The sequence below is a fragment of the uncultured Selenomonas sp. genome (assembly GCF_963528755.1).
Classification (GTDB): domain Bacteria; phylum Bacillota; class Negativicutes; order Selenomonadales; family Selenomonadaceae; genus Selenomonas.
The window spans coordinates 120,430-146,986 of record NZ_CAURXA010000002.1 but is presented as its reverse complement, the minus strand read 5'-3'; the positions used below and the strand labels follow the sequence as shown (position 1 = coordinate 146,986).

The 26,557-nt window shown below is 58.9% G+C and carries 28 protein-coding genes; 18 read left to right on the top strand and 10 right to left on the bottom strand.

All coding sequences use genetic code 11. From position 1 onward, the window contains the following. The 6 genes from RWS31_RS02845 to RWS31_RS02820 are packed head-to-tail and all read left to right on the top strand — an operon-like array spanning window position 1 to window position 5,382. Window positions 1-942, top strand: a complete 942-nt coding sequence (locus tag RWS31_RS02845) for an ABC transporter permease (RefSeq protein WP_314595933.1) — start codon at window positions 1-3, stop codon at window positions 940-942. Beyond that, entirely contained in the window at window positions 939-1,763 is an 825-nt protein-coding gene (locus tag RWS31_RS02840; RefSeq protein WP_314595931.1) for an ABC transporter permease, read from the top strand. Before RWS31_RS02845 ends, RWS31_RS02840 begins: the two co-directional genes overlap by 4 nt. Next, complete coding sequence (locus RWS31_RS02835) at window positions 1,760-2,728, top strand: ABC transporter ATP-binding protein (protein ID WP_314595929.1); 969 nt, start codon at window positions 1,760-1,762, stop codon at window positions 2,726-2,728. Before RWS31_RS02840 ends, RWS31_RS02835 begins: the two co-directional genes overlap by 4 nt. Continuing rightward, on the top strand, window positions 2,694-3,380 hold the full coding sequence (locus RWS31_RS02830; protein ID WP_314595928.1) for a dipeptide/oligopeptide/nickel ABC transporter ATP-binding protein: 687 nt from the start codon (window positions 2,694-2,696) through the stop codon (window positions 3,378-3,380). Before RWS31_RS02835 ends, RWS31_RS02830 begins: the two co-directional genes overlap by 35 nt. A gap of 23 nt (window positions 3,381-3,403) precedes the next feature. Then, on the top strand, window positions 3,404-4,684 hold the full coding sequence (locus tag RWS31_RS02825) for a metallophosphoesterase family protein (protein WP_314595927.1): 1,281 nt from the start codon (window positions 3,404-3,406) through the stop codon (window positions 4,682-4,684). 20 nt (window positions 4,685-4,704) lie between these two features. Then, window positions 4,705-5,382 (top strand): PilZ domain-containing protein, encoded by a 678-nt coding sequence (locus tag RWS31_RS02820; RefSeq protein ID WP_314595925.1) that lies wholly within the window; start codon window positions 4,705-4,707, stop codon window positions 5,380-5,382. A gap of 102 nt (window positions 5,383-5,484) precedes the next feature. Here the strand turns inward: RWS31_RS02820 and RWS31_RS02815 are convergent, their stop codons facing one another. Next, the gene (locus tag RWS31_RS02815; RefSeq protein WP_314595923.1) at window positions 5,485-6,789 is read right to left on the bottom strand and encodes a M18 family aminopeptidase; all 1,305 of its coding nucleotides are present in this window, start codon (window positions 6,787-6,789) and stop codon (window positions 5,485-5,487) included. A 23-nt stretch (window positions 6,790-6,812) separates the two neighbouring features. Further along, a complete protein-coding gene (locus RWS31_RS02810) occupies window positions 6,813-8,171 on the bottom strand; it encodes a sodium:solute symporter family transporter (protein ID WP_314595921.1) in 1,359 nt (452 codons plus the stop codon). 203 nt (window positions 8,172-8,374) lie between these two features. Between RWS31_RS02810 and RWS31_RS02805 the strand changes: the two genes are divergently transcribed. From RWS31_RS02805 to RWS31_RS02790, 4 genes are all read left to right on the top strand, one after another. Further along, a complete protein-coding gene (locus tag RWS31_RS02805; protein WP_314595918.1) occupies window positions 8,375-9,019 on the top strand; it encodes an NfeD family protein in 645 nt (214 codons plus the stop codon). A 14-nt stretch (window positions 9,020-9,033) separates the two neighbouring features. Continuing rightward, a complete protein-coding gene (gene floA / locus RWS31_RS02800) occupies window positions 9,034-10,020 on the top strand; it encodes a flotillin-like protein FloA (RefSeq protein WP_314595916.1) in 987 nt (328 codons plus the stop codon). A gap of 27 nt (window positions 10,021-10,047) precedes the next feature. Continuing rightward, window positions 10,048-10,515 (top strand): dihydropteroate synthase, encoded by a 468-nt coding sequence (locus RWS31_RS02795; RefSeq protein WP_314595914.1) that lies wholly within the window; start codon window positions 10,048-10,050, stop codon window positions 10,513-10,515. Between the two features lie 120 nt (window positions 10,516-10,635). Beyond that, window positions 10,636-11,514: an NAD(P)-dependent oxidoreductase gene (locus RWS31_RS02790; RefSeq protein WP_314595912.1), complete on the top strand. Its 879-nt coding sequence runs from the start codon at window positions 10,636-10,638 to the stop codon at window positions 11,512-11,514. A gap of 21 nt (window positions 11,515-11,535) precedes the next feature. Here RWS31_RS02790 and RWS31_RS02785 read toward each other — a convergent pair whose 3' ends face one another. After that, complete coding sequence (locus RWS31_RS02785; protein ID WP_314595910.1) at window positions 11,536-11,937, bottom strand: GtrA family protein; 402 nt, start codon at window positions 11,935-11,937, stop codon at window positions 11,536-11,538. A gap of 101 nt (window positions 11,938-12,038) precedes the next feature. Here RWS31_RS02785 and RWS31_RS02780 point away from each other — a divergent pair, with 101 nt between their 5' ends. The 4 genes from RWS31_RS02780 (at window position 12,039) to RWS31_RS02765 (ending at window position 16,015) form a co-directional block, all read left to right on the top strand. Then, complete coding sequence (locus RWS31_RS02780; RefSeq protein ID WP_314595908.1) at window positions 12,039-13,835, top strand: heme NO-binding domain-containing protein; 1,797 nt, start codon at window positions 12,039-12,041, stop codon at window positions 13,833-13,835. 97 nt (window positions 13,836-13,932) lie between these two features. Next, a complete protein-coding gene (locus RWS31_RS02775; RefSeq protein WP_009647070.1) occupies window positions 13,933-14,094 on the top strand; it encodes a rubredoxin in 162 nt (53 codons plus the stop codon). 188 nt (window positions 14,095-14,282) lie between these two features. Then, window positions 14,283-15,251: a malate dehydrogenase gene (locus RWS31_RS02770; protein WP_009647064.1), complete on the top strand. Its 969-nt coding sequence runs from the start codon at window positions 14,283-14,285 to the stop codon at window positions 15,249-15,251. Between the two features lie 107 nt (window positions 15,252-15,358). Continuing rightward, complete coding sequence (locus RWS31_RS02765) at window positions 15,359-16,015, top strand: DUF4352 domain-containing protein (protein WP_314595904.1); 657 nt, start codon at window positions 15,359-15,361, stop codon at window positions 16,013-16,015. Window positions 16,016-16,075: 60 nt separating this feature from the next. On the opposite strand, the gene RWS31_RS02760 is transcribed toward RWS31_RS02765, so the two are convergent. Further along, on the bottom strand, window positions 16,076-16,771 hold the full coding sequence (locus RWS31_RS02760) for a nuclease-related domain-containing protein (protein WP_314595902.1): 696 nt from the start codon (window positions 16,769-16,771) through the stop codon (window positions 16,076-16,078). A 156-nt stretch (window positions 16,772-16,927) separates the two neighbouring features. Between RWS31_RS02760 and RWS31_RS02755 the strand changes: the two genes are divergently transcribed. Together RWS31_RS02755 and tadA are read left to right on the top strand one after the other, a co-directional pair. Then, complete coding sequence (locus tag RWS31_RS02755) at window positions 16,928-17,209, top strand: rubrerythrin (protein WP_314595900.1); 282 nt, start codon at window positions 16,928-16,930, stop codon at window positions 17,207-17,209. After that, window positions 17,199-17,705 (top strand): tRNA adenosine(34) deaminase TadA, encoded by a 507-nt coding sequence (tadA, locus tag RWS31_RS02750; RefSeq protein ID WP_314595898.1) that lies wholly within the window; start codon window positions 17,199-17,201, stop codon window positions 17,703-17,705. Before RWS31_RS02755 ends, tadA begins: the two co-directional genes overlap by 11 nt. Before the next feature lie 12 nt (window positions 17,706-17,717). Here tadA and RWS31_RS02745 read toward each other — a convergent pair whose 3' ends face one another. Next, on the bottom strand, window positions 17,718-18,422 hold the full coding sequence (locus RWS31_RS02745; RefSeq protein WP_314595897.1) for a tetratricopeptide repeat protein: 705 nt from the start codon (window positions 18,420-18,422) through the stop codon (window positions 17,718-17,720). Between the two features lie 160 nt (window positions 18,423-18,582). Between RWS31_RS02745 and hpnK the strand changes: the two genes are divergently transcribed. Both hpnK and RWS31_RS02735 read left to right on the top strand, forming a co-directional pair. After that, window positions 18,583-19,428 (top strand): hopanoid biosynthesis-associated protein HpnK, encoded by an 846-nt coding sequence (gene hpnK, locus RWS31_RS02740; RefSeq protein ID WP_314596278.1) that lies wholly within the window; start codon window positions 18,583-18,585, stop codon window positions 19,426-19,428. Next, window positions 19,425-21,092 (top strand): DUF6056 family protein, encoded by a 1,668-nt coding sequence (locus tag RWS31_RS02735; protein WP_314595894.1) that lies wholly within the window; start codon window positions 19,425-19,427, stop codon window positions 21,090-21,092. The genes hpnK and RWS31_RS02735 overlap by 4 nt, the downstream gene beginning before the upstream one ends. A 74-nt stretch (window positions 21,093-21,166) precedes the next feature. Here the strand turns inward: RWS31_RS02735 and RWS31_RS02730 are convergent, their stop codons facing one another. From RWS31_RS02730 to cydD, 5 genes are all read right to left on the bottom strand, one after another. Next, on the bottom strand, window positions 21,167-21,601 hold the full coding sequence (locus tag RWS31_RS02730) for a type II toxin-antitoxin system HicB family antitoxin (protein WP_314595892.1): 435 nt from the start codon (window positions 21,599-21,601) through the stop codon (window positions 21,167-21,169). Window positions 21,602-21,620: 19 nt separating this feature from the next. Then, window positions 21,621-21,809, bottom strand: a complete 189-nt coding sequence (locus RWS31_RS02725; protein WP_314595890.1) for a type II toxin-antitoxin system HicA family toxin — start codon at window positions 21,807-21,809, stop codon at window positions 21,621-21,623. A gap of 88 nt (window positions 21,810-21,897) precedes the next feature. Beyond that, window positions 21,898-23,151 carry a serine/threonine transporter SstT gene (gene sstT, locus RWS31_RS02720; RefSeq protein WP_314595887.1) on the bottom strand — a complete coding sequence of 418 codons (1,254 nt, stop codon included), beginning with the start codon at window positions 23,149-23,151 and terminating at the stop codon, window positions 21,898-21,900. Between the two features lie 118 nt (window positions 23,152-23,269). Next, window positions 23,270-24,913: an ATP-binding cassette domain-containing protein gene (locus tag RWS31_RS02715; RefSeq protein WP_314595886.1), complete on the bottom strand. Its 1,644-nt coding sequence runs from the start codon at window positions 24,911-24,913 to the stop codon at window positions 23,270-23,272. Continuing rightward, window positions 24,910-26,553, bottom strand: a complete 1,644-nt coding sequence (gene cydD, locus RWS31_RS02710) for a thiol reductant ABC exporter subunit CydD (protein ID WP_314595883.1) — start codon at window positions 26,551-26,553, stop codon at window positions 24,910-24,912. The genes RWS31_RS02715 and cydD overlap by 4 nt, the downstream gene beginning before the upstream one ends. Window positions 26,554-26,557 lie beyond the last annotated feature (4 nt).

Below are 26,557 nucleotides of genomic sequence, written 5' to 3'. Positions count from 1 at the left end.
ATGGAATCTTTTGTTGTGCGGCGCATATTGTCCGTGCTTCCCGTCTTGCTCGGCATCAGTCTTCTGACTTTCGGACTGAGTTTCCTCGCATCGGGAGATCCAGCTGAGCTTATGCTTGATCAGACGGGCACGTCGGCGGCATCGGCAGAGGAGATTGCGGCGATGCGCGAGAAAATGGGGCTTGACGAAGCGTGGTATGTGCAGTACGGAACGTGGCTGTCCCATATCGTGCAGGGCGATGCCGGCACGGCTTGGCACACGGGAAACAGTGTTTGGCAGGAAATCGAAAGGCGTTTGCCCGTGACGGTGACGCTCGCTCTTTGTGCGCTTGCATGGGCGGGCGCTGGCGGCGTTGCTCTCGGCATCCTCGTCGTGTTTTTTCGTGGAAGCTTGCTGGGTCATGTGTTGTCTGCGTTGATCCATCTTTTGCTTTCGACGCCGAGTTTTTTTCTCGCCATCGCCTTGATCCTAATTGTTGGAGAAACGTGGGGAATTTTGCCGACGAGCGGCATAGAAAAGATCGAGGGATACATTTTGCCGTCGATGGCGCTTTCCCTCGTCACTTTGGCGATGACATCGCAGCTTCTTTCGAGCCGTTTGCACGAGGAACTCGGTGCGCTTTACTGCAAAGTGGCGGCGGCGCGCGGGCTTTCCTCTTGGCGCGTCCTCGTCACTTATGCGCTGCCTAATGCGCTTTTGCCCGTGCTCGCGCTTCTGGGAAATTATTTTGGGGCGGTGCTCGGCGGTTCCGTCATCGTCGAATCCGTTTTTGCTCTGCCGGGGATTGGTTCCTTGGCGATGGAAGCCATACGCTTTCGTGATTATCCGCTTCTGCAAGGCTATGTATTCTTGACGGGGACGATTTTTGTCTTTGTATCGCTGGGCGTCGATCTTCTGGCGTATTATCTTGATCCACGCACGCGGCTTGGGAGGTCGTCATGATGCGCCGCCCCTCGCTTTTGACGCTGATCGCGGCGCTCATCGTACTCTCGGTCGTGCTTTCTGGTATCTTCGCTGCATGGCTCGCGCCGTACAATCCCTTTCAGCCCGATATGGCGCATCGTATGGAATTGCCAAATGCCTTGCATTGGCTCGGAACGGACGCCTTGGGGCGCGATGTGCTGAGCCGACTTCTCTTCGGCAGTCGCTATACGATTCTTCTCGCACTCTTGTCTACTGCAGTGGCGCTTTTGCTTGGGACATTGGCAGGACTCTTGGCGGGATATTATGGAGGCGTTGTCGATGCGTTCCTCACGGCAGCAGCAAATATCTTTCAAGGTATTCCCAGCGCCTGCTTCATGGTCGCTGTAGCGGGCTTTTGGGGGCCAGGCCTGGACGGTCTTCTGGTCGCCCTCGTCGTGACTTCTTGGGCGGGATTTTCCCGCATCGTTCGCTTGGAAGTCCTGCGGTTGCGGCAGATGGCTTTCGTAGAAGGTCTGCGCGTCTTGGAATGCAGCGATGCGCGGATTCTCTTGCTGCATATCGTGCCGAACCTCTTCAGCAGTTTGCTCGTGCTCGCAGCGCTGCGCTTGGGACGAGGTATCCTGGCGATTGCGGGACTAAGCTTTCTCGGTCTCGGCGTGCAGCCGCCTGTTCCCGATTGGAGCGTGATGGTCAGCGATGCGATGCTCTACTATCGAAGTGCTCCACATCTCGTCTTGATTCCCGGCGTGTGTATCCTGCTCTTGGTCGCATCTATCAATATCTTGGCGAGCGAATTGCGCAACCGCTTGGATGTGCGTTGGGATGAGGTGAGAAGATGAAAAAAGAGGGAAAGGGCTTCGAGGTGCAGGAACTCTCCGTGTCCTTTCGCGTGCGCGGAGAAAGGGTTCCTGTGCTGCATGATATGAGCATTCATCTGACACAAGGAGGTGTGATGGGCATCATCGGCGAGAGCGGCAGCGGCAAATCCGTATTCGGCGAGGCACTCTTCGGACTGCTGCCGGAAAGTGCAGAGCTTCGCGGCAAGGTGCGGTTCGATGGAAAAGACGTATTCGCATTGACACAGCGCGAGAAAACATCTTTGTGGGGCCGTGTCTGGGGGCTGGTGCCGCAGCTGCCGCAAGAGGCGCTGTCGCCCTTGCGGACAATCGACGGACATCTGAGAGATGTGCGCCGTGGAGCGGGCATGAAGCCTCTTACCCAAGAGAAAGCGGCAGAACTTCTTCGTTCCTTTGAATTGGCGGAGCCGGAGCGCGTGCTCCGGTCGTATCCGCATGAACTTTCGGGCGGCATGCTGCAGCGCGTCCTCTGCGCCATGGCAGCGGCTTGCCGTCCCGCATGGATTTTGGCAGATGAGCCGACGAAAGGCCTCGATGAAGACGCACGCGATGCCGTTGGTAGAAGTCTCGCACGTATGGCGGAGCGGACGCGCTGCACGCTTCTCGTCATTACGCATGATATTGTTTTGGCACACAGTATATGCGATCGTCTCATTGTCATGTACGAGGGGGAGATCGTGGAATTTCTTGCTGTTGCGCCGGAGCTTGCGGCGCATCATCCGTATACGCAGGCGCTGCTGCGGGCTTTGCCGGAAAATGGCTTTGAAGCTCTGCCGCTGCAGGCGGAAACATCGGATGATGACGGCTCAGGTTGTCGATTCGCTCAGCGCTGTGCGCATGCAGATGCTCGCTGTCGCAGGGAGCGTCCATCCCTTTATGCGGCAGGTTCAGGGAAGGTGAGGTGTTTTCTCTATGCTGGAAGCGCATCGGCTGACGAAGCATTATAAGGATCGGGCGAAGGGCGGGCGCTTTTGTGTTCTGCACGAAGCTTCCTTGACGCTACATGAAGGTGAGGCAGTCGGCCTTATGGGCAAGAGCGGCTCGGGAAAGAGTACGCTCGTGCGTCTGCTGCTTGGATTGGAGATTCCCGATGGCGGTGAGGTGCGATGGCGAGGGAAGGATGTTTTTTCTCTGGCACGAAATGAGCTGCGCGATTTTCGGCGCTCGGTGCAGTTCATATCGCAGACGCCGGATACGTTCTTCGATCCGCGATACACGTTGGAAAGGAGCTTGCGCGAGGCGCTGCAGGTGCAGGATGTGGCGCCTCGCGCGATATGGAGGGAGTGTATAGCAGAGCAGCTGGCGCGCGTAGGCTTGAACGAAAAGCTCTTGCGGCGCTATCCACACGAACTTTCCGGCGGGGAGATGCAGCGCTTTAGCATCAGCAGAGCGCTCTTGCTGAAGCCGTCCCTTCTGATTCTCGATGAGCCGACTTCGATGCTCGATATTTCCGTGCAGGCGCAGATCTTGCATCTCTTACGCGATTTGCGAGAAAAACAGAGAATTGCCTGTCTGCTTGTTTCTCATGATGTGGCTGTGGTACAATGGTTCTGTCAGCGTTCGCTATATTTGGAAAACGGTGTTTTGTATGAGTCATGAAAATGCGGCAAGGAGGTTTCGCCATGCTGTCTGCCTCTTTACCGGTGCTGTCGCGCCGCGGGTTTTTGAAAGTATCGCTGCGGACGCTGTTCTCGCTGGGAATCGGCAGTCTGTTCCCCGCGCGCTGGCGCAAGGCTTTTGCAGCTGAAGGATTGGAAGCGTTCTTCGTGCGGCAGATCATCACCGAGGACAGCCGAACCTCGCGCATGATTGCCTGGGAGTCCACGGTGAGTGAGGCGCAGGCTGTCGTCGATCTGCGGCTTGCGGGCGCAGAAGGGTGTTCTTCCTTCGCTGCGAGCGAGAAACTTCTCGATGACGGCGGCGAGCAGCTGTTTTCGCATGAGGCGCTTCTGACAGGACTTTCGCCGGGTGCTTCATACGAATACCGCCTGCGCACGGGCGATACATCGTCGCCTTGGTTTTCGCTGCGGACGGCGGGGGACGGCTCCTTCAAGGCGCTGATCTTTCCCGATTCGCAGTGCTCGGACGGCTATCGCACATGGAAGAAGGCGGCGGAAAGTGCGGCGGTGCAGCACCCGGACGCCGACTTCTTCATCATGATGGGTGACCTCGTCGACAACGGGGAGGCTGCCTACCAGTGGCGACAGTGGTTCGAGGGGGCGGCGAGAATCATCAGCCGCCTGCCGTGTGCTCCGCTGATGGGCAATCATGAAGCGTATGATCTCGACTGGCAGTGCCGCCTGCCCTTGGCTTGGCTCGGCTACTTTCCTGTACCGGGCAACGGCAGTCTGCGCTTCTCGCATTGGTACTATTCCTTCGATTACGGGCCGTGTCACTTCGCCGCGCTCAACACGCAGTGGGAGGAAGTAGAGGCATTGCGTGCGGGACTCCTGAAGGAGCAGATGGCCTGGCTGCGTCGCGACATGGCGGCGAGCCGCAAGAGGTGGAAGATCGTCTTGATGCATAAGGACGTCATCGAGTACGACTACCCCGATTTGAGCGATCCCGTCACGGGAGACATCAGTGCGACGGGGCGTCTTCTCATGCCGCTCTTCGATGAACTGCGTCCCGATGTCGTTTTGACGGCGCATCAGCATACGTATCGGCGGCTAGGGTCTATCGTGAATTTTGCGCCGAGCAAGGAAGGGCCTTTCTATATCGATACGGGAAACTGCGGCAATTGCTACTACGATGTGTCTGTGAATGCGCGTTTTGACAAGAAGGTGCTCGCCCAGCCTGAGCGCGGCAATTATATGACATTGGAGGCGTCGGCAGAGCGTCTGCACTTTTCGTGCTTTCTGCCCGACGGAAGCCTTGTCGATGAAGTGAGTTTGCGGAAGTGATGACAGGAAGAAGAGGAGATATGACGACAGAATGCTTTGCACCCGAAGAAGTGCTCGCACTGGAGGAAAAGATCTATTTTTTGCAGGAGGGCGGAAAGAAGACGCGTATAGGAATTCTCAAGGAGATGACGGCAGACCGTCTCATCGTTGAAATGCGCATGACGGATGCCGAGTATGCGCACGGCCCTGAGTCTGGTGCACGTTTTCACTGTGCCATGCCGAGTGAGAAATGCACCTATCGCTTTTCTTCGGTGTTTTGCGCGAGCAGCCCCCTGCCTGATCATATCTGGTACATGGAACTTCCGGCGGAGGTCGAGCGCCAGCAGAAGCGCGATTTCGTGCGCGTGCCCGTGCCGCTTCCCATGCAGGTGACCTTGCCGAATCTCTACGGCGGCAAGAACAAGGCGAAGGACACGACGCTCGTCGACATCAGCGGCAACGGCGTGTCCTTCGTGTGGAAAGAGCCGTTGGAGGACGGTATGGAAATCGAGATCGCCATACCCGATCTGCCCGCCGTCGGCGAGCTGAAGACGACGGCCGTCGTCATGCGCTCGCTCGACCGCACGGCGCTTGCGACGCCTGTTTATCACATCGGAGCACACTTCGCGGCATATCTTGACAAGAGGCAGCAGAACCAGCTCGTTCGATGTATCTTCCTGCTGCAGCGCAAGTATTTGGAACGCGGGCTTGGCATTTGAGCGCGGAACAAGATTGCGACGAAATACGCCCCCGAGAGCCGAGGATGGCTTTCGGGGGCGTATTTCGTGTCTGCGGTTTCGTGCAGGATGGCATTTGCTTTTTCAAGCGAGAAACGCCGTGAGAAGTCGCTCAAGCGATTCTTGGTCGGCGGCACCCATCGTCTCGCGCGCCGAGTGCATGGCGAGAATGGGCGATCCGATGTCCATCGTGCGCACGGGGACGAAGGAGGAGGCGATGGCGCCGAGCGTCGAGCCGCCGCGGCTGTCGGCGCGGTTCACGAACCTCTGCCAGGGGATCTCATGCTCTTCGGCAAGCGCGCGCACGATGGCGGAGGCTTCGGCATCTCCCGCGTAGCTCTGCGACGCCGCCTGCTTGAGGACGACGCCTGCTGCGAGCGCGGGATGCACGACGGGATCGCTTTTCGCCGCGTGCGAAGGATGGACGGCGTGCGCCACGTCGACGGAGAGCAAAAAGCCGTCGGCGAGCGCACGGCAGACGGCGTCGCTTTCGCCCGAAAGCTCTTGATAGATGCGGCGCAGCACATCGCCGAGCACGGCGGAGCCGGCGCCCTGCTTCGTGCGGCTGCCGACCTCCTCGTTGTCGAAGAGCGCGATGAGGCGAATGCCCTGTGTGGGATGCGCTTCTTCGATGCCCTTGAGGCAGGCGAGCACGGAGGTGAGGTTGTCGAGCCTCGGCGAGGAGATGAATTCGTCGTGAAGTCCAAAGGTGCAGCCCGCCTCGCAAGGGTAAGCGCCGAGATCGTAGGAGAGGATGGCGTCCCGCTCGGTTTCGCAGGCTTCGGCGAGCCAGGCGAGGAAGAAGTCCTCTTCTGCGTCCTTACCGAGGAGAGCGGCGAGCGGCAGCATGTCTTTTTGCGCGTTCAGGGCACCGTCCTTGTTGACGTCACGATCCATGTGGATGGCGAGGCTCGGGATCGTCATGAGCGGCTTTTGAAAGTCGACGAGCCGCACCTCGGGATGAAAGGCGTCTTTGCCGCGCAGCACGATTTTGCCCGCGAGCGAGAGCGGTCGGTCGAGCCATGTGCGCAGGATGAGTCCGCCGTACGTTTCGACGTTGAGCGTGCCGCAGCCGTCGCGTGTCATGCCTGCCTCGGGCTTCAGGCGAAAGCATGGGAAGTCCGTGTGCGCCGCTGCCATAAGAAGAGGCGTGCCGTGGCTCTTGAGCGGCTTCTCGCCGACGACGAAGGCGAGGAGCGTCGAGCCGTAGACGCGCAGGAAGTAGCGTCCGCCGGCGGCAAGACGCCACGAGTCCGCAGGCTTGAGTTCTTGAAAGCCCGCACGAAGAAGTCTCTTGGCGCTCTCCTCTACGACATGAAAAGGGGAGGTCGAGCATTGGATGAAATCGAGCAGTTCTTCCGCCGCTGCGGGTATGGCTGTATTTGTCATGAGAGATTCCTCCGTGTATGTCCTCAAAGCTTACGAATTCCCGGCAGGATGAGTGCCGCACTGACGATCAGCCCGATGAAGAGCGGATGGATGGCGCTTTCAAAGGCGGCTGCCGCCGTAGCGGCTGCCGTAGAAAGCAGCATAGAGGCGATGGCCCAGCGCGGGGAAAGCCGCTCAGGAAAGAAAATCGCCAGTGTCAGCGGCAGGAAGATGCCGCCGCCGCGAAGCGCCATCGACAGGTAGTTCCAGACGAGCACCTCGCTGTCAATGAAGCAGATGGCGAAGAGGGCGGCAAGCGCCATGACGAGGAGCACCATGAGACGGTTTAAGAGGAGAAGCCGGCCTTCGCTCTTCACGGCGAGGAGCGGTGCGAATACGTCGTGCGAGAGCATTGTGCCGATGCCGAGTGAGAGTCCGCCGATGCTGCCGACGAGGGAAAGCACGATACCGCCCATGGCGATGCTGCCGATGAGTGTTCCCGCGTGCGTAAAAAGGTAGGTGGGCAGTGCGAGGATGGGTGCGATGTCGGGCGCGGCCGCGTGCATGTAGATGCCGATGATCGAGCTCGGCAGCCCGACGGGGATGACAATAAGCGCGGCGGTGAATGCACCGACGGTTGCCGTGCGTGGGTTGGCGGCGGAGAAGATGGCCTGGATGTAGGACTGCGTGGAGATGATGCCGACGATGAGCGAGAGGAGTCCGGCGGCGATGCTCTGGGCGCCGGCATGTCCGAGGCTCCATGTGCCGGACGCGAGTGGCGCCGCCGCTGTGAGCGCGGGAAGACCGTGCCAGGCGGTGACGCCTGCGAGACAAAGGCTCAGCCATAGGACAATCATCTTCAAGATGCCGCCGACGCCGGCGCTCTTCATGCCGCCGAAGAAGACGTAGCAGGCAACGAGGGCAATGAGGGCGAAGGCCGCCGTGCCGTAGCCGACACCGAAGAGCGTGGAGATGAGATGAAGCCCCGGCAGCATGCTTGCAACGGCGCTGAAGAAGATGCCGACGGAGGAGACGAGGCTCGAAAAGACACTCGCACTCTTGCCGTAGCGGATGCCGAGGAACTCGGGGATCGTTTCGAGCGAAGTGCGCCGCAAGGGTCTCGCATAGAAAAGCCCCATGACGACGAGAGCGATTCCTGTGCCGAGCGTGAACCACCACGCGGAAAGCCCGAGCGAGTAGGCGAGCTGCGCCGTGCCGACGGTCGCGCCGCCGCCGACGCAGGTGCCGGCGATCGTGCCTGCGACGAGCGGCGCACCGGCACTGCGCCCATTGAGGCTGAAGCCTTCCGCCGAGCGGATGGAGCGGGCGGCATAGAGACCGCTCGCGAGGACGAGTGCGATGGTCGCGAGCATGAGTGCAAGCTGTGTTGTAGAAATTGCCATAGAAAGCGAGCCTCCCAGAACGATTTTTGTCGGAAGATTTTCCTTTCTGCCATTATACGCCTACGAAAGTCGACAGGCAAATGATTCTTCCGTTGGCTTGTACTGGGCATTTTCTCCTGTGATTTTAAGGATTTTCGGCAGGTTTTTGTGTTTCTTCATGGAATAGATATAGGGAGAAGGTTCGTGAGAAAGGATGTGATCGTATGGAATTTGTCGGCGGGACTCCCGCCCTGCAGGTGCTCCTCGTCGCCGTGATCTTTCTTTCTGTGCTCATGGAGGTCAAGACGGGCGGCACGGGATTCGGCGTCTTGCTCGGACTCATTGCGGCAGGCGTCTTCTTCAGCAGTCAGTATGTGAAGGGACTCGTGAGTCTCTACGAGGTCGCCGTCTTTCTCGTGGGCATCCTTTTGATCGTAGCCGAGGTGCTCCTGCCTGCTACGGGCGTCTTGGGTGCTCTCGGCGTCGCGGCGATGCTTTACAGCGTCGTTCTCGCGCTTGGCGGCGACGTCAATGCCGTCTACGCGCTTTTTGCCGCATTCGCGCTCGCGCTTCTTCTCTTCGCACTCATCGCGCGCTTTCTGCCCGAGAGCCGCCTTTGGAAGAGGGTCGTGCTGCACGACGCTTCGACGAGTGCAAAGGGCTATGTGAGCGCTGAGGAGCGCACGGATCTCATCGGACGTGAAGCTCTTGTTCTGACCGACGTGCGTCCTGCCGGTTCGATCCTCGTCGACGGTGTGCCCGTCGATGTCGTTTCCGAGGGCGCCTACATCGAGAAGGGCGAGCGCGTCTGTGTGACGGAGGTGCACGGCAGCCGCATCGTCGTGCGCCGCGTCAGGAAAAAGGATTGATTGGAGGGTTCTTTATGGAAAGCGTCATAGCATTGGCATTTCTCTTCGTCGTTGCTGTCCTCGTCGTCATGGTGTTCCTGCACTTCGTGCCCATTGGGCTTTGGATTTCGGCGATTGCGGCGAACGTTCCCGTGAACATCATCACGCTCATCGGCATGCGCATGCGCCGTGTGCCGCCCGGCAAGATCGTCATGCCGCTCATCAAGGCGAACAAGGCGGGGCTTGACGTGCAGGTCAACCAGCTCGAAGCACACTACCTTGCGGGCGGTAACGTCGACAAGGTCGTCGACGCCCTGATTGCCGCACACCGCGCGCAGATTCCCTTGCCGTTTGAACGCTCGGCTGCCATCGACCTTGCGGGACGCGACGTGCTCGACGCCGTGCAGATGAGCGTCAATCCCAAGGTCATTGAGACGCCGATCGTCTCCGCCGTCGCCATGAATGGCATCGAGCTGAAAATCAAGGCGCGCGTGACCGTGCGCGCCAACATTGACCGCCTCGTCGGCGGCGCGGGCGAGCCGACAATCATCGCACGCGTCGGCGAGGGCATCGTCACGACGGTCGGCTCTTCGGCGAGCCACGGCGAAGTGCTCGCGAACCCCGACGTCATCTCGAAGACTGTGCTCGGCAAGGGACTTGACGCAGGGACGGCGTTTGAAATTCTCTCCATCGACATCGCAGATGTTGACGTTGGGCGCAACATCGGCGCGGAATTGCAGACTGATCAGGCTGAGGCTGACAAGCGCATCGCGCAGGCGAAGGCCGAGGAGCGCCGCGCCATGGCGGTCGCCAAGGAGCAGGAGATGAAGGCCTACACGCAGGAGATGGAAGCGAAGGTCGTCGAGGCGCAGGCGGAAGTGCCGCACGCGATGGCGGAAGCCTTGAAGAGCGGCAACCTCGGCGTCATGGACTACTACAACCTGCGCAACGTGCAGGCGGACACCGACATGCGCACGGCGATCAGCGAGGCGGGCGCGAATCCGCCGCATACGACGAAGTAAGATGGAAGAGGGAAGGAGGCAGTCGGCATGAGCGTCACGGGCATCGTCCTCTTCGTCATATTCCTCCTCGTAAAAAGTCTGTTGGACAAGAAGAAAAAAGAGGCGCGTCGGCAGAAAGCGCCGGAATCCTCGGCATCTCTGGACGAAATGGGAGGAACGGCTGAAACGACGCAGGTCATGGCCGAGAATCCCACAGAAGTACGGGATTTGCTGCGCCGCTTCTTGGACGAGCGGGCGGCAGCGGTTGAGACGAGAGATGTACCGAGCGAGGCGCTCTCCGAAATCGAGCCTCCTTCTGCTGCCCGCTCGCCCGCTTCTCAGCGCCATGCGGAAAACAGGGGGAAAAAGCTGCAGAATTCGCCGGAAGAGGCGGCGAGTCCCCGTGCCCTCGCACTCGATCTTGCGCCCGCCGGCCTGCTGCAGGCGGTCGTGCTCGCCGAGATCATCGGACGTCCCAAGGCGCAGCGCAGGCGAAGTCCGTATTTCCGTCCGTAAGAGGAGAGAAGAATCCCCGACACTCCGCAGCAGCGGCAGGCGGCGGGGATTTGCAATATGTAGGAAACAGGAAGAAGCATCCAGGAAAGTGCGGGACGTAACCGCGCTTTTCAAGGGAGGGTGAATCGTATGGCAAGAGAAAAGATCGGTTTTATCGGTACGGGCGTCATGGGAAGCAGTATGGCGAGAAATCTCATGAAGGCCGGCTATCCCGTCAGCGTTTACACGCGCACGAAGGAAAAGGCGGAAAAACTCATTGAGGAAGGGGCGGCTTGGGCGGCCTCGCCGAAAGAATTGGCGAAGGAGGCGGACATCGTCATCTCCATCGTCGGCTATCCGAAGGATGTCGAGGAGATCTACCTGGGCGCTGAAGGCGTCCTCGCAGCGAAGGAGGGCGGCATTGTCATCGACATGACGACGTCGAGTCCTGCGCTCGCCAAGAAGATTTTCGCTGCGGCGAAGGAAAAGGGCGTCGCAGCGCTCGATGCGCCCGTCTCGGGCGGCGACATCGGCGCGAGGGATGCGACGCTCGCCATCATGGTCGGCGGTGAGCGAGAAGCATTCGAGCGGTGCAAAGACCTCTTCGCCGTCCTAGGAAAGACCGCGCGTTATTTCGGTGTGGCGGGCAGCGGGCAGTTCGTCAAGATGAGCAACCAGATCGCCATTGCCTCGAACATGCTCGGCGTCGCCGAGGCCATGGCGTATGCGAAGAAGAGCGGCTTGGACGCTCAGGCGGTGCAGCAGACGATTGCAGGCGGCGCGGCAGGCTCGTGGTCGCTGACGAACCTTGCGCCGAAAATGCTCGCGGACGACTGGTCGCCAGGCTTCTTCATCAAGCACTTCCTCAAGGACATGCGCATCGCCGTCGAATCGGCTGAGGAGATGGGACTTGACCTTCCGGGGCTCAAACTCGCCAAGAAGCTCTACGAGGAGCTTTCTGCGCGAGGCATGGAAGACTGCGGCACGCAGGCGATCTTTTGCTGGTACGAAGGCGAATGAAGGGGCTTTTTTGAGGGCGACTCACTTCCTGCCGAAGGCGAAGAGCTTTACGGCAAGGAAGGTGATGGGCACGCCGAGGATGGCGGCTAATATGAAAGCCGCGAGACTGGGAAAGCCGAGCTGGTTGTAGAAGAGGAAGACGATGACGTTCTGAATCACATAGTTCGGAATATAGGAGATCGCGAACTTCACACACTTTTCGAGCGTCATTGGTTCGTGGAAGATCAAGCGGCTGTTAAGCGCGTAGGCGATGATGTTTGCGAGGATGTAGCCGATGTTGAACGCGAGATTCGTATCGACGAGAAGCTCGAAAATTTTGGCGAGCAGGCTGCCGTTGAACGTGTTAAGGCAGCCGACGGCGAGAAACAATAGGAACTCGCGTGTGAAGAAGTGACGGCGCATCGTTTTGGAAAATGCGGACATGAAAATCCTCCCCTTGCTTGTTTGTTGTCAGTATAGCATAAGAAGGGCAGGAGAGGAAAGGAAATGCGCCGCAGGATATGATGAAAGAAGAGGAGCGGATCATGAAGGGAACCGTTGTAGCGACGTGGATGGATACGGCGCAGAAGCTTTGGGACGGGACGGCCGTCCAAGAATCATGCCGGGAGGCGGGATGGGCGCCAGGCCGCATCTTCACCCCGTTGGAAGATGTGCCGGACAGTGAGATCCGCACCTTTGTCGATGCTCTGGCAAGGCATACGGGGCAGACGTCGGATGACGTTTGGTACGAAGTGGGGCGCGACAACATCCTGACCTTTGCCGCTGTATATCCGTCCTTTTTTGAAGGCAAGAACATCTATACGTTCCTCGCTTCCATCTACAATGTGCATGTGGAAATCGTCAAGAAGATTCCGGGCGCGAATCCGCCGCTCTTGAAGGTGACGCCGCTGTCCGAGCACGAGGCGGAGCTTCTTTACAAGTCGAAGCGCAGCCTCATTCCGTACTTCCGCGGCCTGTTGAAGGGCGCGATCGACTACTTCAAGGAGCCGGTCGAGGTCAATGTCGTGGAGGAAGGGAACGGCGTCGTGCGCCTGCGGCTGCGCTTCAAGGAGCGCATATTGGAAAAGCGGAGATTTTCGTTCAGCTGTGCGCTTGGCCTGTTTTCTCGCTCGTTGCCCGTCAAGTTCGCCGTCATGTCCTTCGCCGCCTCGCTCGTGCTCAGCGTGCTCTTTTGGCTTTTCGGCACATCTTCTGTCGTATTCGCCTTTCCCCTTCTCATGGGCATCGTGGGCGGCGCCGGTGCATTCTTGCTGCTCGCACCGCTGCGCCTTTTGCGCCGCGAGCTTGCGGACATCGCCGAGCATCGCTTCTCCGCTGATCTCGTGCTGACCTCGCGTGATGAATTTGAGGAGCTGGGGGCGCTGATCGATGCCTACAAGAAGTCGGTGCGTGCAGACTTCACCGGATTTCGCGGCATGGGGGATGAACTCATCGCCTATGGCGGCAAGTTCAATGAACTGGCGAGCAACATGAGTCATGCCTCCGCCCACATCGCGGAGGTCGTCGACAGCGTGTCGGAAGCGACGACAGAGAGCGCTTCTTCGACGGGGCAGGTTGCCGAGGTTTTGAACCGAAACGTCGAGGCGCTGCAGCAGGTCGTCTCCTCGCAGGAGAAGAACAATCGGAGCCTTGCGGAAGCCGTGGAAAATGTGGCGCGCGGCTTCGACGGCGTGCGCGCCTCCAGCGATGCGCTGGGCAGGAGCATGGAAAACTTCGCCGCCGTGCGCAACGCCGCCGACTCCTTGAAGAGCGAGACGGAGAAGATCATCTCCATCGCCAACATGGTGACGGAAATCGCCTCGCAGACGAATCTTCTCGCCCTCAACGCTTCGGTCGAGGCGGCGCGCGCTGGTGAGCAGGGCAGGGGCTTTGCCGTCGTCGCGCAGGAGATCGGCAAGCTCGCCGCCGAATCGCGCGATCAGGCGGACACGATCACATCCGACGTGCGCAACATCACGCGCATCATCAATGACGTCGTCGCGAGCATCGACACGGAATACCATGCGCTCGGCAAGGAGAGCGGCGAACTCGTACAGGTTGTCGAGAGCAACAACGCTTTCGTCGCGAACATCCGTGAGGTGTCGGCGAGCATCGGCGGCATCATAGAGCGTCTCAACGACGAGATGAGACGCATGAATGACGCCATCGGGCAGGTGAAAAACGTCGCAGGACTTTCTGAGGAGAATTCCGCTGCAGCAAAGTCCGTCAACGAGACGGTGAGCGACCATCACGGGAAATTGCAGGACATGATGGAAAAGATCCAGGATTTCCAAAAGATCGCCGTGTCGTTCACGGACGACATCAAGAATTTCAAAATATGATTTTCAAAACGCTTGCTTTGTCTGACCGTGCATAGTATCATAGGAGCGTAGCGGGGCGCTGCCCCGAAAATTTCATTCTGACAAGGAGGAATTTCTTATGAAAACTTGGACTTGCACGGTCTGCGGCTGGGTGTACGATGAGGCGAAGGGCGATCCCGACTATGATCTCGCTCCGGGCGTGAAGTTTGAAGATCTGCCGGAGGACTTCGTCTGTCCCTTGTGCGGTGTGGGCAAGGATATGTTTGAAGAGCAAGCATAGCCTTTGCGCATACTGATAAATGGGAGTAATGATTTCATCAAAATTTGCATGAAACAAATTGATTATTTCTGTAAATTTTGGTATAATCAAAGGCGATGAACTTGGGTTTTACTTATTATCCAAGCACTGGAGATGCGTCCCGGCAAGTGGGGGATGCCTCGCCGAATTTCAAAGGAGGCAGATTTTACATGAAAGTAACAGTTGTTGGTGCAGGTAATGTCGGAGCTACCGTTGCGAACGTTCTTGCGACGAAGGCGTTCTGCAGCGAGGTTGTCCTCGTTGACATCAAGGAAGGCGTGCCTGAAGGCAAGGCCATCGACATCATGCAGACGGCTCACATGCTGAACTTTGACACGACGGTGAAGGGCGTCACGGCTCTGCCGGACGATCCGAACGGCTATGCTCCTACGGCGGGCTCCGAGGTCGTCGTCATCACGTCCGGCATGCCGCGCAAGCCAGGCATGAGCCGCGAGGATCTGATCGGCGTCAACGCAAAGATCGTCAAGAGCGTTGTTGATCAGGCTTTGAAGTTCTCCCCCGATGCGTACTTCATCATCATCTCCAACCCGATGGACGCCATGACGTACTTGGCGCTGAAGGATTCCGGCCTGCCGCGCAACCGCATCCTCGGTCAGGGCGGTATGCTTGACAGCAGCCGTTTCCGCTATTACCTCTCCGTTGCATTGACGGAAGCCGGCTATCCTGCGACGCCGACGGACATCGACGGCATGGTGCTGGGCGGCCACAGCGACAAGACGATGGTTCCGCTCGTAAGCCATGCTACGCTGCGCGGCGTTCCCGTGACGCAGCTCCTCTCGAAGGAAGCTCTGACGGACGTCGTCGAGAAGACGAAGGTCGGCGGCGCAACGCTCACGAAGCTCCTCGGCACGTCCGCATGGATGGCTCCGGGCGCTGCGGCGGCGATGATGGTCGAGGCGATTGCTCTCGATGCGAAGAAGCTCATTCCGTGCTGCGTCGGCTTGGACGGCGAGTACGGCGAGAAGGATCTCGCGATCGGCGTGCCCGTCATCCTCGGCAAGGGCGGCTGCGAGAAGATCATCGAGGTCAAGTTCTCCGACGAGGAGAAGGCAAAGTTCGAGGAGAGCGTCGCTGCTGCACGCAACACGAACTCGAAGCTCGGCGATGCGCTGAAGTAATCTCTCATACGTCAAAAAGCTCCTGCATCTTGCGGGAGCTTTTTCTTTGGGAAAATGGCTTTTTTGACGATATAATGTCATAAGAGTGGAAAAAGGGGAGTGGATGTATGAAGGCTTTGGCAGGGAGATTTGCCGCCATCACGCTGGCGGCTGTCGTCCTTTGCGTTGGCGGCTATTGGTTCTTCTTTGCGGGCGGCAGTGCAAGGCTTCTTGCAGGCAGTTCGCAGCAAGCGGCGAGCACATCGTCTCAGGAGAAGGCGCAGGAAGGGAAGGCGGCGAAGGGGGGCGAAGCGGCCGCTGTGGACGCCAAGGACGTGAAGGAAGCGCAGGAAAAGGCGAAGGAAGAAGCGGACAAGGAAAAGGAAAAGAAGGAAGGCAAGAGTCCGTATTCGCTGCAGGTTATGATCTTGGAGGTGAAGCGCGTCGAATCAATCGAGGGCGCGAAGGCGGATGGGCCGTTCCTCATCGTCAAGGCCTCGATCGCGAATGCCGACAAGCAGCCCGTGAGCGTCGTGCCGCAGGGCATATCGCTCACGGACAGCGATCAGGAGCGTCACAGCGTATCGAAGGACGGCATGGCAGCTCTTGCTGCACGACAGACGCCCGTGTTCAACGCTGTCGACATCCCACCGGGTGCAGCGGCGACGGCGAGCCTCGTCTTCGAGCTCGACGCGGACGAGCATCCCTCCGTGCTGACGATACAGCCTGCAGGCGGAGGCGACGTGATGAAGTTCCATCTGCCGGAAAGCGTGAAAGGGATATGAAAAAAGGAGCCGACCGGCTCCTTTTTTCATGCACGCAAAGCGAGTGCCGGCGTGCGCAGGTTACAGTCGTTCCGCGAGCGCTGCGGCAACCTTCGTTTGTTCTTCATCGGACAGCGGATGCTCGTCGGGAAAGTTCTTGATATGATCGAGCACCGCATCTTCCGACGTGTAGCAGCCCTCGATCTGTTCTTCGAATTCTGCACGCGTGAAGCAGACGCTGCCGTCGATCCACGGGCGAACGCCGCAGGAGGCGAGGTACGACTGCAGTTCGCGGATGTTGCGCTTCATCTGCTGCAGGGGATTCTTCATCGGCACGCGATACGGCGTGCCCTTGCTGCCGACCTTGTGACGAATCCAGTCGCTGCCTGCCGTCGGCTCGATCTTGCCCGAGCGCGTCTTGACGTCGACGATGAAGACGCCGTTCGTCCCGACGATGACGGCATCGAGGTTCGTGCGCACGCCGATGCTCACGTTCGTGAAGATCTGGAAGGATTCAGGCAGACTCTTGAGAAATTCGACTTTTTCCGAACTTTTCATCGTGGCCGCTTTCGGTCCGCGTGCACTGCTTCCTGCGGCCAGTGTGACGACGGCGAGAATGATTCCTGTGAAGATGTAGAGCGCGTAGGGATCGGGCTCAAGGAAGACGAGTCCTGCGAGCCAGAGAAGGAAGACGATGAGGCAGACTGCCGCGAGGAAACAATAGGTAAGCTGCGCCGTATTGGCAGGAAGTGTGTTTTGTGGTTGAACTGTGGTCATAAATGACTCCTTTCTTGGAGAAATCTAATAAGACAAAAAGCCTAAGAAAGGTAGGTTTTTTATTAAGTTGCAGACTATTTTGAACGATATAAGGGGCATAAGGGAAAACGATTTTCCTTTGATGGAATCCTTTTTCATTTTCAGGAGGTGTCCGCCATGATTGACAAGGTTGAAAAGATCGCACGCATGAAGGGCGCCGTCTATGATGTACGTCGCCGCGAGGCGAAGGACGGCGAGAGCGGGAACAAGAAGGAAAACTTCAAGCGTATGCTCGAGTCGGCGATGGAGAAGAATAAGAAGAATCGCGAGGAAAGGGAGAAAGAGGCGGAGCAGGACGCCTATCATCTTGATGTGCACCGCGCTACGCAGCCGCTTTTCTATCGGAACCGGCAGATGCTCGACCTGCGGGGGCTTGTGAGCCGAATCTATGCTGGATGACGTCACTTTTATGAAGGAGGCGCTCAAGGAGGCGCAGGAGGCTTTCCAGGCGGGCGAGGTGCCCATCGGCGCCGTGCTCGTCGATGCGGAGGGCACGATCGTCGCGCGTGCGCACAATATGCGCGAAACCTGGCACGACGGCACAGCACATGCCGAGATCATCGCCCTGCAGGAAGCGGCGAGGAAGCTTGGCCGCTGGCGTCTTTCGGGGCTGACGCTCTACGTTACGATCGAGCCTTGCCCGATGTGTGCGGGCGCGCTCGTCATGAGCCGCGTCGATCGCGTCGTCTACGGTGCGACGGACGCGAAGGCAGGCGCGTGCGAGTCGCTTTTCAACATCGTCCGCCATCCCGCGCTCAACCATCAGCTGGAGATGCGTGCAGGCGTCCTAGAGGACGAGTGCAGAGCCATCATGAAGCGATTCTTCGGGCAGCGGCGCAAAAAAAGCAGTGCTTTGAAGAAGTGTACGAATCAAGCGTTCGATGCGCCCGAGTGATCGGATGCTTTCTTAAATATCCCAGGCAAGAAGCTCGGGGCGCGGTGTTGCGCGGTCGATTTCGTTCAAGATCCAAGAGGCGTTCTCATGCGTGGCGGAGAACGCCTTTTCGAGTGCGTCTTCGTACTCTGCGGGAATCTCCATTTCGTGGAGCGCCATGTGCATGTAGTCCTTTGCGACGAGGACGACACCGCGCTCGGCGGCGAGCTGTGCCTTGAAGCGGTAGCCGTAATAGAGATAGCTGTTGTGCTTGACGGGAATATCCTCGTAGGCGGCGATGCGCTCGTCGCATTCGGCTTCGGCTTCGGCGGCGCGTCCCATCGCGTGCAGGATGTTCCAGCGCGCTGCCCAAAGCTCGCCGCGCAGGATGAACTTGTAGAGATAGTCCGTCTCTTCGGCAAGCTCGATCGCGAGATTTATATGGGCGAGCGCATCTTCGTTTTCCTTCGCCGCATGCTCGATTTCGCTGAGGCGCTGCAGGGCGAAGACCCTTTCTTCGATATCCTCGCTGTTTCCCTCGTCGACGTCCTCGTCGAGAACGGAGCAGAAAAGCTCCCGCGCCTCCTGTGTTTTGCCGATTTCCTGCATGGCAAGAAAATGGCCGAGCCGTGCGCGCGCGTGCCAGTCGCCGAAGCCGCTCGCAAAAAGCGCCTCGGGCGGCTTCCTCTTGCTCGCGAGCACAAGGGCGACGAGCGCATCAAAATCCTCTTTTGTCACGGATGAATCCTCCCTTGAATCTCTCATATATGTTTCTATATTCGACCTTCGCCTGCGATTCCCTGCCGTTTGCAAAACATCTTCTTCTTGCGGTATAATCAAGATGTACGAAGGAAAAATCTGTCCTGTATGAAATGGATGTGAGGAAATATTGAAGCGGATGATCGTCAATGCCGATGATTTCGGTCGCCATGTGCGCATCAATGAGGCGGTGGAAAAGGGTGTCGAGATGGGCGTGCTGCGTTCGGCGACGCTGATGGCGGGCGCTGCGGCGTTCGAGGACGCAGCGAAGCGCGTGCGACGCCTGCCGAAACTCGGCCTCGGCATACACTTCACTCTGGTCGATGGTTTTCCCGTCCTGCCGCCCGAGGAGATTCCGTCGCTCGTCGATGAAAGCGGCGCCTTTTTGCCGAACTACGGCGCTTTTTCCAAGCGCTATGCGAAGGGCGGCGTGCACCTTGCGGAGGTGCGTGCCGAGCTTGCCGCGCAGCTGAAAAAGTTTGAGACGGCGGGACTTTCGCTCGATCATGCCGACAGCCATCAGCACATGCACGTCCTGCCGGGAATCATCGAAATCGTCATCGGGCTTTGCCGCGAGGCGGGGATCCCCGCGCTTCGCGCACCGTTTGCGCCGCTCTTTGCCGGGAAGTTCGGCGGCGTCGGCCAGTTCGCAGGCCGCGTCGGACTCGCGCTCCTCGCGAGGAATGCCGCGAGTCTGGCGAGGAAGGCGGGGATTTCTGTGCCCGATCATTTCGCGGGCATCGTCGCGGGAGAAGCCGTCGATGAGGCGGAGCTGCTCCATGCGATCAAGAACCTTCGAGAAGGTGTGACCGAGGTCATGATGCATCCGGGCACGGCGAACGAGGAAATCGTGCGCGTCTCGGGCTGGCAGCACGACTTCGAAGCGGAGCTTGGTGCGATCCTCTCGCCGAAGGTCGCGAAGCTGGCGAAAGAGGAGGGCGTTGAGATCGTGAACTTTCAGGCATTGGGAGGAAGGATTGCATGACGAGAGGAAGAGTCTGGCAGACGGTTCTTGTGGCGGCGGGAATCTTTGCGCTGATGTATGCGCTCAATCATCTCATGCCGCTGCATCGCGACGATTATGACTATTCGATGATCTGGCAAACGGGGCGGCACATCGCTTCCCTTTCGGACGTCATGGAATCTTTGCATCGTCATTACCTGCTGCATGGCGGGCGCATGGCAGCATTCTTCTTTCTTGATGTCTTTCTCCTTTTGGGCAAAGGGATCTTCGACGTTGCCAACGCCTTGATGTTCCTGGTGTTCACCGTATTGCTGACGATCCATGCGCGGCGCGATGAACGCTTCTGGCAGGAGCCGGGCATTTTTGCTGTCATGGGGATTCTTGCCTGGCTCTCGTTTCCGCATTTTGGCGAGGTGGCTGTTTGGAAATGCGGCGCTGCCGTCTACTTGTGGACGGGGGTGATCGTCGCCCTCTTTCTCGTGCCGTACAACCTTCATTACAAAACAATTAATAAGGGAGATACGCCTGCAAGACATTGGCTCATCGGGCCGATGTTCGCACTTGGCGTCCTGGCGGGTTGGTCGGTGGAAAACCTTGCCGTGACGGTGTTCGTATTGGCGGCGGGGCTTTCTTGGCAGGCGAAACGCAAGGGCGACTTGCCCCTTTGGATGCCGGCGGGGGCTTTCGGCGCACTCGCAGGACTCGTGCTGCTCGTGGCGGCGCCCGGCAATTTCGTGCGCTACGACGCGCAGGGAAGCGGCAAAGGAATCTTCACCCATATCGGCAACCAGTTTGCGGGAAACGGTGAGATGGTACTTTATCTCCTGCCCGTCATCTTGCTGCTGATCACCGCGGGACGAATCTATCGACTGTATCTTGCGGAGGATGCAAGGGCTGGCGGTGAGACGGCGGAACCTTCCGGGCAAGCTTTTGGCTGGGGCAGGATGCTTTGCCTTGCCGTCATTGTTCTGCTCGTCGTTTCTTATTTCAACGGCAGCTTCTTTGCCGCTGCTCTGCGCGATTTCCTCGTCGCCCATGTGCTCGCACCGCTGGGGCTTGATAAGCCACGCACCGTCGAGCACTTTGCCAATGTCATGGCAGGATTCGAGGAGATGGCGATCTATTGGCTCGCGATCTTCTTCTTCTATGGCCTTTTGAAGCGTTCTTTGGGCTTCTCGCGCAAGGCGCTTGCCGCCGTTCGCACGGTTTCGTGGCGCAGTGTGCTCCATGCTTTTCCTGCAGCACGCTATGCGGCGTTCCTCATCGCGCTGGCGATTTTCAACAACTTCGTCATGATTGCCGCACCGACGTTTCCGGCGCGGGCGACGTTCAGCTCTGTCGCCATGATCCTCATCGCCGCCTGTGCTGTGCTGCGCGATCCTGTTGTCCGTGATTGCCTGTGGAATCGCGCGAAGAAGACGCTCCTGGCGGCATCTCTATCCATCGGCCTCTTCACGATGACCGCTGCGCTCTTCATCACGGCGGCGATGCAGCAGGAAAACGACGTGCGCCTCGCCATCGTCAAGCAGGCAGCAGAAAATGGTGAGGAGATCGCCTATATGAAACCCATCCTTTTGAAAAATCGCGCTCTGCGCCACGTCTTCTTCGTCGACTTCGACAACGGCGTGACGAAGGACGGTCTTTGCCAGTATTACGGTATCAAGGACATTTGTGTGGAAAGATAATGAAATAAGCAAGGCTGCTGCATGAAACGGATACAGCTTCATGCAGCAGCCTTGCTTATATTTGTTCCTGTAGCTTATGAGGTCAGACCCAATTCTTGACGTAAGCCGTTTTGCAAGGTCTGGGAGAAGTTGATGTTGTTGGCGACGGCTAAATCGTTCATCCATTGTGGAATCGAGATGGTTTTCTTTATAGATTTGTTGAAATGTAGGCGGGCGTATTCTTCGACATTGACGGAGACGAGTGTGATGAAGCGGGAAATTTCCTCAGAATAGTCTTCATCAGGTTCATCTTCAATGTGGGGATCCAGCTTATCCATTGGTGTGGGCGCAGGAATGGCAGAGCCGTCTTTTTGCGCCGTGTGAATATATCCCGCCAAGCAGTCAACAGCCATGGACATGGCTTCTTCCATGTTTTCGCCCTCGGTGGCAAGGTGATGCAGGTCGGGAAAGATGACAGAATAACTGCCATTTTTTTGCTGATAGAAAATTGCCGGATAAATCGTGAGCATGAAAGCACCTCGTTTTCTCTCATTTCAATCCAGCTTGTCGCAGGATGGAATGAAGGGTTCGCTTCGTCAGATCCTTTGGTTTTGTATGAAAAGGGATAGTTACTTTTCCAGGCTTGCAAGGATGCGTATACTGATGATGTGATCCTTGGATATTTTCTAAGCGCCAGCCATCTCGCATGATGAGATTTTCTGCTTCTTTCGGGGTCATTGTCACACACGCTCCTTCCTTATATGATAACATAATTATGTGCATAAAAAAACCCATCTTGCGATGGGCTTTTTTAATCGTATGCCGCTCAGCCTTCGTGACGCGGTACGAGGTCAGCGGATTCGAGGGTGCCTTCCTTGGCACGTTCGGCAAATTCGGCGGTGGCGGTGAAGAGGACGTCGCTGGAGCTGTTCAGAGCCGTTTCGCACGAGTCCTGCAGAACGCCGATGATGAAACCGACGCCGACGACCTGCATGGCGACATCGTTGTGGATGCCGAAGCTTGAGCAGGCGACGGGGATGAGGAGCAGTGAGCCTCCGGCAACGCCTGAGGCGCCGCAGGCGCCGACGGTCGAGATGACGCAGAGGAGCAGTGCCGTCGGCATGTCAACCTCGATGCCAAGAGTGTGTGCGGCGGCGAGCGAGAGAACGGCAATCGTGATGGCGGCACCGCTCATATTGATCGTCGCGCCGAGCGGGATGGAGAGAGAATAGGTGTCCTCCGACAGTCCGAGACGCTTGCACAGCGAGAGGTTCACAGGAATGTTCGCTGCAGAACTGCGCGTGAAGAAGGCGTAGATGCCGCTTTCCCGGAGCGTCGTCCAGACGAGTGGGAAGGGGTTGCGGCGGATGTGCAGGAAGACGATGAACGGGTTCATGATGAGCGCGACGGAGAAGAACGCCGCGAGGAGGACGGCGAGGAGCTGCGCGTAGCCGATGAGGGCAGCGATGCCGCTTTCGCCGATGGCGTTCGCGACGAGGCCAAAGATGCCGAAGGGGGCGAAGCGGATGACCCACTGCACGATCTTCGTCACGGCCTTGGCGAGGTCAGCGATCATTTCTTTCGTCGAGTCGTTCGCTGAATGAAGTGCGACGCCCGCGAGCACAGCCCATGCGAGGATGCCGATGTAGTTCGCCGTCACGATGGCGTGCAGCGGGTTGTCGACGACGCTCAGGATGAGGTTGTGCAGGACCTCGACGATGCCGCTCGGCGGCGACACCTCAGACGAGGCGACAGCGAGATGGAGCGTCGTCGGGAAGAGAAACGAGTAGCTGACGGCGACCATCGAGGCGAGGAAGGTGCTGATGATATAGAGGCGCACGATGGGGCGCATCGAAGCGCTGGCGTCCGCGTTCTTCTGTGCCATGGCGTTCATGACGAGCACGAAGACGAGAACGGGCGCGACGCCCTTGAGCGCCTTTACGAAGAGGTCGCCGAGGATGGAGATCGCAGGAACGACCTGCGGCAAGGCAACGGCGACGATGATGCCGAGGACGAGTCCGATGGCGATGAGCTTGATCAAGGCAGTTTCCTGGTACTTTCTGCCGATGGAACTGAACAAAGAAATTCCTCCTTTAATAATCGTAAAGTACTTTGACAGTATAGTATAAAGCCAGAAAATATGCAAGTTTTTTCTGGCTTTGTGTATTTATACAGTGGACACGATGCGCATTTCTTTTTTAGAGCGAAATAACCTGTTTCATGCGGCTGAGGAGCGGCAGGTCGTGGGTGATGACGATGAGCGTGCCGCCCCTTTTGTCGAGGGTTTCGAGCACGGCGGCGATGAGTTTTGCGCCGCGTGCGGCGTCGAGGCCTGCCGTCGGCTCGTCGAGCAGCAGCAGGGGAGCGCCTGCTGCGAGCGCCAGCGCCGTTAAGAGACGGCTTCTCTGGCCGCCTGAGAGGCGCGAGGCGTTTTCGCCGAGCGGTTCGTCGAGTCCTTGCGGCAGGGAGCGCACGACGTCAGCGAGCTGTGCCGTTTCGAGCGATTGCCACATCGTATCTTCCGTGATACTTTTGTGCAGACGCAGGAAGTTGTCGCGCACCGACGTGCTGAAGAGATAACTGCCCTGTAAGGAGACGCCGAAGAGGGAGCGCACTGCGTCCGCCGTCAGAGAAGTATGGGCGACGCCGCTGTAGAAAATCGTACCGATGTCGACGTCCCAGAGGCGTAAGAGAAGGCTCGCGAGCGTCGTCTTGCCCGCGCCGCTCTCGCCGATGATCGCCGTGTGCTCGCCTCGTCGGATACAGAAGGTGAGGTTTTCGAGGACGGGCAGTCCCGCTTGATAGGCGAAGCTGATGTTTCGTGCTTCCAAGAGGGGGACGGCGCTGTCGGCGGCGGGGAGCGCCGGCATTGGCGGCTTTCTTGTCGCCATTTCTTTCGTTGGAGCTGCTTCCGGCTGCATCTCGCCTTTCGAGGGAAGGATATTCTGTGCCGCTTGTCGGGCGGCCGAGGCGCCGAGAATGGCGGCGGGAAGAGCGCGGTATTCGGATAGGGCGGCCTCAAGGGCGAGCGCCCAGACGGCGTATTCGATGCCGCTGATCTCGCCGGCCTGCGCATGGGGCAGGAGGAGTAGCAGCAGCCCAACCCAGAGAATGACGCGCGAGGCGTCGAGCAGCGTGAACAGGCGCTCGCGTTTTTGGCGCTTTTCCGACTGTTTTTCCTGAAAGGTTTTGGCAGCGTCGTCGAGCATTTGCCGGGCATGGGGAAGTGCGCCCGCCTGATGAAGTTCGGTGCGCCCGTCGACGAGATCGAGGAGCGTGTCCCGATAGGCGGCGCTTTCTTCGCGCAGGCTTTCCTCCTTGAGCAAGAGGGGCAGGGTGAGGTGCAGCAGGTAAAGCGCCGCGACGAGGGACGCTGCGAGTGTGGAAAGCGGCAGGAGCGCGGCAGCGGTGAAGAACGCGACGAGTCCCGCGAGGAGCGGCGGCGGCACGGTGCGCAGGTAGAAGTTTCGCAGCGTCTCGCAGCCCGTCAGAAGGTCGTGCAGGAATTCGCCCTCGCGCATTGTACCCTCCTTGAGCGGCAGCTTTTCTGCCGCTTGGCGGTAGGTCAAAAGCTGCAGCTTCTCGTAGCAAGCGAAGGCGAGACGGTGCGAGAGAAGACGGTCGAGGTAGCGGAAGACGGCGCGCGCGACGCCTGCGGCACGCACGCAGGTGATGCCGAGCGTCAGCGCCGAGAGAGGCGGTGCGAGTGCGGCGCTCGCGATGATCCACGCGGCGGCGCCGATGAGCGCGATACCCGATAGTGCGGCGAAGAATGCCGCGAGAAGCGCAGGCAGTCCTTTGGCAGGAGAAGCGAGGCGCATGAGATGAAGGATTTCCGTCATTCGGCGTCACCTCCTATGTCGATGATATGATCGGCCCAGGCGATGAGCGCGGGACGATGCGAGGCGAGGATCAAGGTGCGGCGGCGAGAGAAATCATCGAGGGCGGCGAGAACCGCCTTTTCCGTCTCCTCGTCGAGTCCTGCCGTGATTTCGTCGAGGATGACGAGTGGGCGAGCTTGGAAGAAGGCGCGCGCAAGTCCGAGACGTCTCCTCTCGCCGGCGGACAACGGATGTCCGCCCGCACCGAGCGGCGTGGCAAGCCCTTGGGGAAGCGCTGCCAGGAAGCCGCCGAGCGCCGCTTGCTCAAGGGCGGCGCTCAGGGCGCTCTCCGTTGCGCCCTCCTGCCACAGGCTGATGTTTTCGGCGAGCGTCGTGTTGAATACATGCGTTTCCTGCGGCACATAGGTGATGATCGCGCGGCGCGAGGCAGGCGAAAGATGCGCGAGGTCGTAAGACTTTCCGTCGCCTGCGCCGTCCTGCAGGACGATCGTTCCTTCGGTCGGCGTGAGAAGACCGGCGAGAAGATTGAGCAGGGTCGTCTTGCCCGCACCGCTCGCGCCGATGAGCGCGGTCTTCTTGCCCGCGCGAAAGTTGAGATCGAGTCCTTGGAGGACGGCTTCTTGCGTCAGCGGATAGCGATAGGAAAGTTTTTCGGCAAGGAGGCGCGGCGGCACGAGGATCTGCTCACACCTGCCGTCTTCTTTGTCGAGGGGAGCGGCGAGCCACGGCTCAAGCGCCTTTGCTGCCGTGTGCGCGTCCATGGCGGCGTGGAAGGCGATGCCGCCTTCTCGCAGCGGCTGGTAGAAGAGCGGCGCGAGAATCAGCACGAAGAATGCCGTAGGAAAGCCGATCTGCCCGTCGATGAGCCTAAGGCCGATCGACACGGCAATCAGTGCGATCGAGAGCGTCGTGATGAGTTCGAGCGCGAAGGAGGAGACGAAGGCGAGGCGCAGGACGGCGAGCGATGCTTCGGAAAAGGAGCGGCTGCTTGCCCTTAGATGCGCACCTTCAGCTTCCGTGCGGCGAAAGAGCTTCAAGGTCATCGCTGCGCGGATCATCTCGCCGAAGCCCGCGGTCAGGGCCTCCATCTTCGACCACTGGCGCTCGCTCGCGCGACGCGTCGCCTTGCCGATGAGCATGAGCAAGAAGGGCGCGATGGGGAGTGTCGCAAAAAAGAGCAATGCCGAGAGCGGATCGAAGACGGCGCTGACTGCGAGGATGAAGGGCACGAGCACGGCGAACGATATGGCCGTCGGAACGACGGTATGAAACCACGGCTGGAGTGCGTCCACGCGTTCTAACGCCAGGGTCAGGACGCCGTGCGTATCGCGCCCTTCAGCAAGAAGTGCACGGTGCAGAGTCTGGCGGCAGAAGAGGCGCATGTGCTCGGACAGACGGTCTTCCAGGCTGCTTTTGGGCAGACGCAGGAGAGCCGCGCCCAGGACGCACAAAAACAGCACCAGAAAATCTGATGCTGTTTCGTGCATTCCCGCGCCACGGAGGAAGACCGCGTTGACGACGGAAGCCGTCTGCCATGCCGCGGCGATGAGGAAGACGCCCGAGAGCGCTTCGAGCAAGGCGCGGCAGAGGACGATATGCTTTTTTTTCTTGAGCGTGAGAAAGAGCAGACTGTTCTTCATGTAT

Coding starts and splice junctions, on each gene's coding strand:
- RWS31_RS02810 (WP_314595921.1), bottom strand. CDS start 8,171: ATGGCAATTTCTACAACACAGCTTGCACTCATGCTCGCGACCATCGCA.
- RWS31_RS02830 (WP_314595928.1), top strand. CDS start 2,694: ATGCTGGAAGCGCATCGGCTGACGAAGCATTATAAGGATCGGGCGAAG.
- RWS31_RS02820 (WP_314595925.1), top strand. CDS start 4,705: ATGACGACAGAATGCTTTGCACCCGAAGAAGTGCTCGCACTGGAGGAA.
- RWS31_RS02765 (WP_314595904.1), top strand. CDS start 15,359: ATGAAGGCTTTGGCAGGGAGATTTGCCGCCATCACGCTGGCGGCTGTC.
- hpnK (WP_314596278.1), top strand. CDS start 18,583: ATGATCGTCAATGCCGATGATTTCGGTCGCCATGTGCGCATCAATGAG.
- RWS31_RS02730 (WP_314595892.1), bottom strand. CDS start 21,601: ATGCTCACGATTTATCCGGCAATTTTCTATCAGCAAAAAAATGGCAGT.
- RWS31_RS02780 (WP_314595908.1), top strand. CDS start 12,039: ATGAAGGGAACCGTTGTAGCGACGTGGATGGATACGGCGCAGAAGCTT.
- RWS31_RS02770 (WP_009647064.1), top strand. CDS start 14,283: ATGAAAGTAACAGTTGTTGGTGCAGGTAATGTCGGAGCTACCGTTGCG.
- RWS31_RS02735 (WP_314595894.1), top strand. CDS start 19,425: ATGACGAGAGGAAGAGTCTGGCAGACGGTTCTTGTGGCGGCGGGAATC.
- RWS31_RS02755 (WP_314595900.1), top strand. CDS start 16,928: ATGATTGACAAGGTTGAAAAGATCGCACGCATGAAGGGCGCCGTCTAT.
- floA (WP_314595916.1), top strand. CDS start 9,034: ATGGAAAGCGTCATAGCATTGGCATTTCTCTTCGTCGTTGCTGTCCTC.
- RWS31_RS02785 (WP_314595910.1), bottom strand. CDS start 11,937: ATGTCCGCATTTTCCAAAACGATGCGCCGTCACTTCTTCACACGCGAG.
- tadA (WP_314595898.1), top strand. CDS start 17,199: ATGCTGGATGACGTCACTTTTATGAAGGAGGCGCTCAAGGAGGCGCAG.
- RWS31_RS02835 (WP_314595929.1), top strand. CDS start 1,760: ATGAAAAAAGAGGGAAAGGGCTTCGAGGTGCAGGAACTCTCCGTGTCC.
- RWS31_RS02805 (WP_314595918.1), top strand. CDS start 8,375: ATGGAATTTGTCGGCGGGACTCCCGCCCTGCAGGTGCTCCTCGTCGCC.
- RWS31_RS02825 (WP_314595927.1), top strand. CDS start 3,404: ATGCTGTCTGCCTCTTTACCGGTGCTGTCGCGCCGCGGGTTTTTGAAA.
- RWS31_RS02795 (WP_314595914.1), top strand. CDS start 10,048: ATGAGCGTCACGGGCATCGTCCTCTTCGTCATATTCCTCCTCGTAAAA.
- RWS31_RS02815 (WP_314595923.1), bottom strand. CDS start 6,789: ATGACAAATACAGCCATACCCGCAGCGGCGGAAGAACTGCTCGATTTC.
- RWS31_RS02760 (WP_314595902.1), bottom strand. CDS start 16,771: ATGACCACAGTTCAACCACAAAACACACTTCCTGCCAATACGGCGCAG.
- RWS31_RS02845 (WP_314595933.1), top strand. CDS start 1: ATGGAATCTTTTGTTGTGCGGCGCATATTGTCCGTGCTTCCCGTCTTG.
- RWS31_RS02775 (WP_009647070.1), top strand. CDS start 13,933: ATGAAAACTTGGACTTGCACGGTCTGCGGCTGGGTGTACGATGAGGCG.
- RWS31_RS02725 (WP_314595890.1), bottom strand. CDS start 21,809: ATGACCCCGAAAGAAGCAGAAAATCTCATCATGCGAGATGGCTGGCGC.
- RWS31_RS02715 (WP_314595886.1), bottom strand. CDS start 24,913: ATGACGGAAATCCTTCATCTCATGCGCCTCGCTTCTCCTGCCAAAGGA.
- RWS31_RS02840 (WP_314595931.1), top strand. CDS start 939: ATGATGCGCCGCCCCTCGCTTTTGACGCTGATCGCGGCGCTCATCGTA.
- cydD (WP_314595883.1), bottom strand. CDS start 26,553: ATGAAGAACAGTCTGCTCTTTCTCACGCTCAAGAAAAAAAAGCATATC.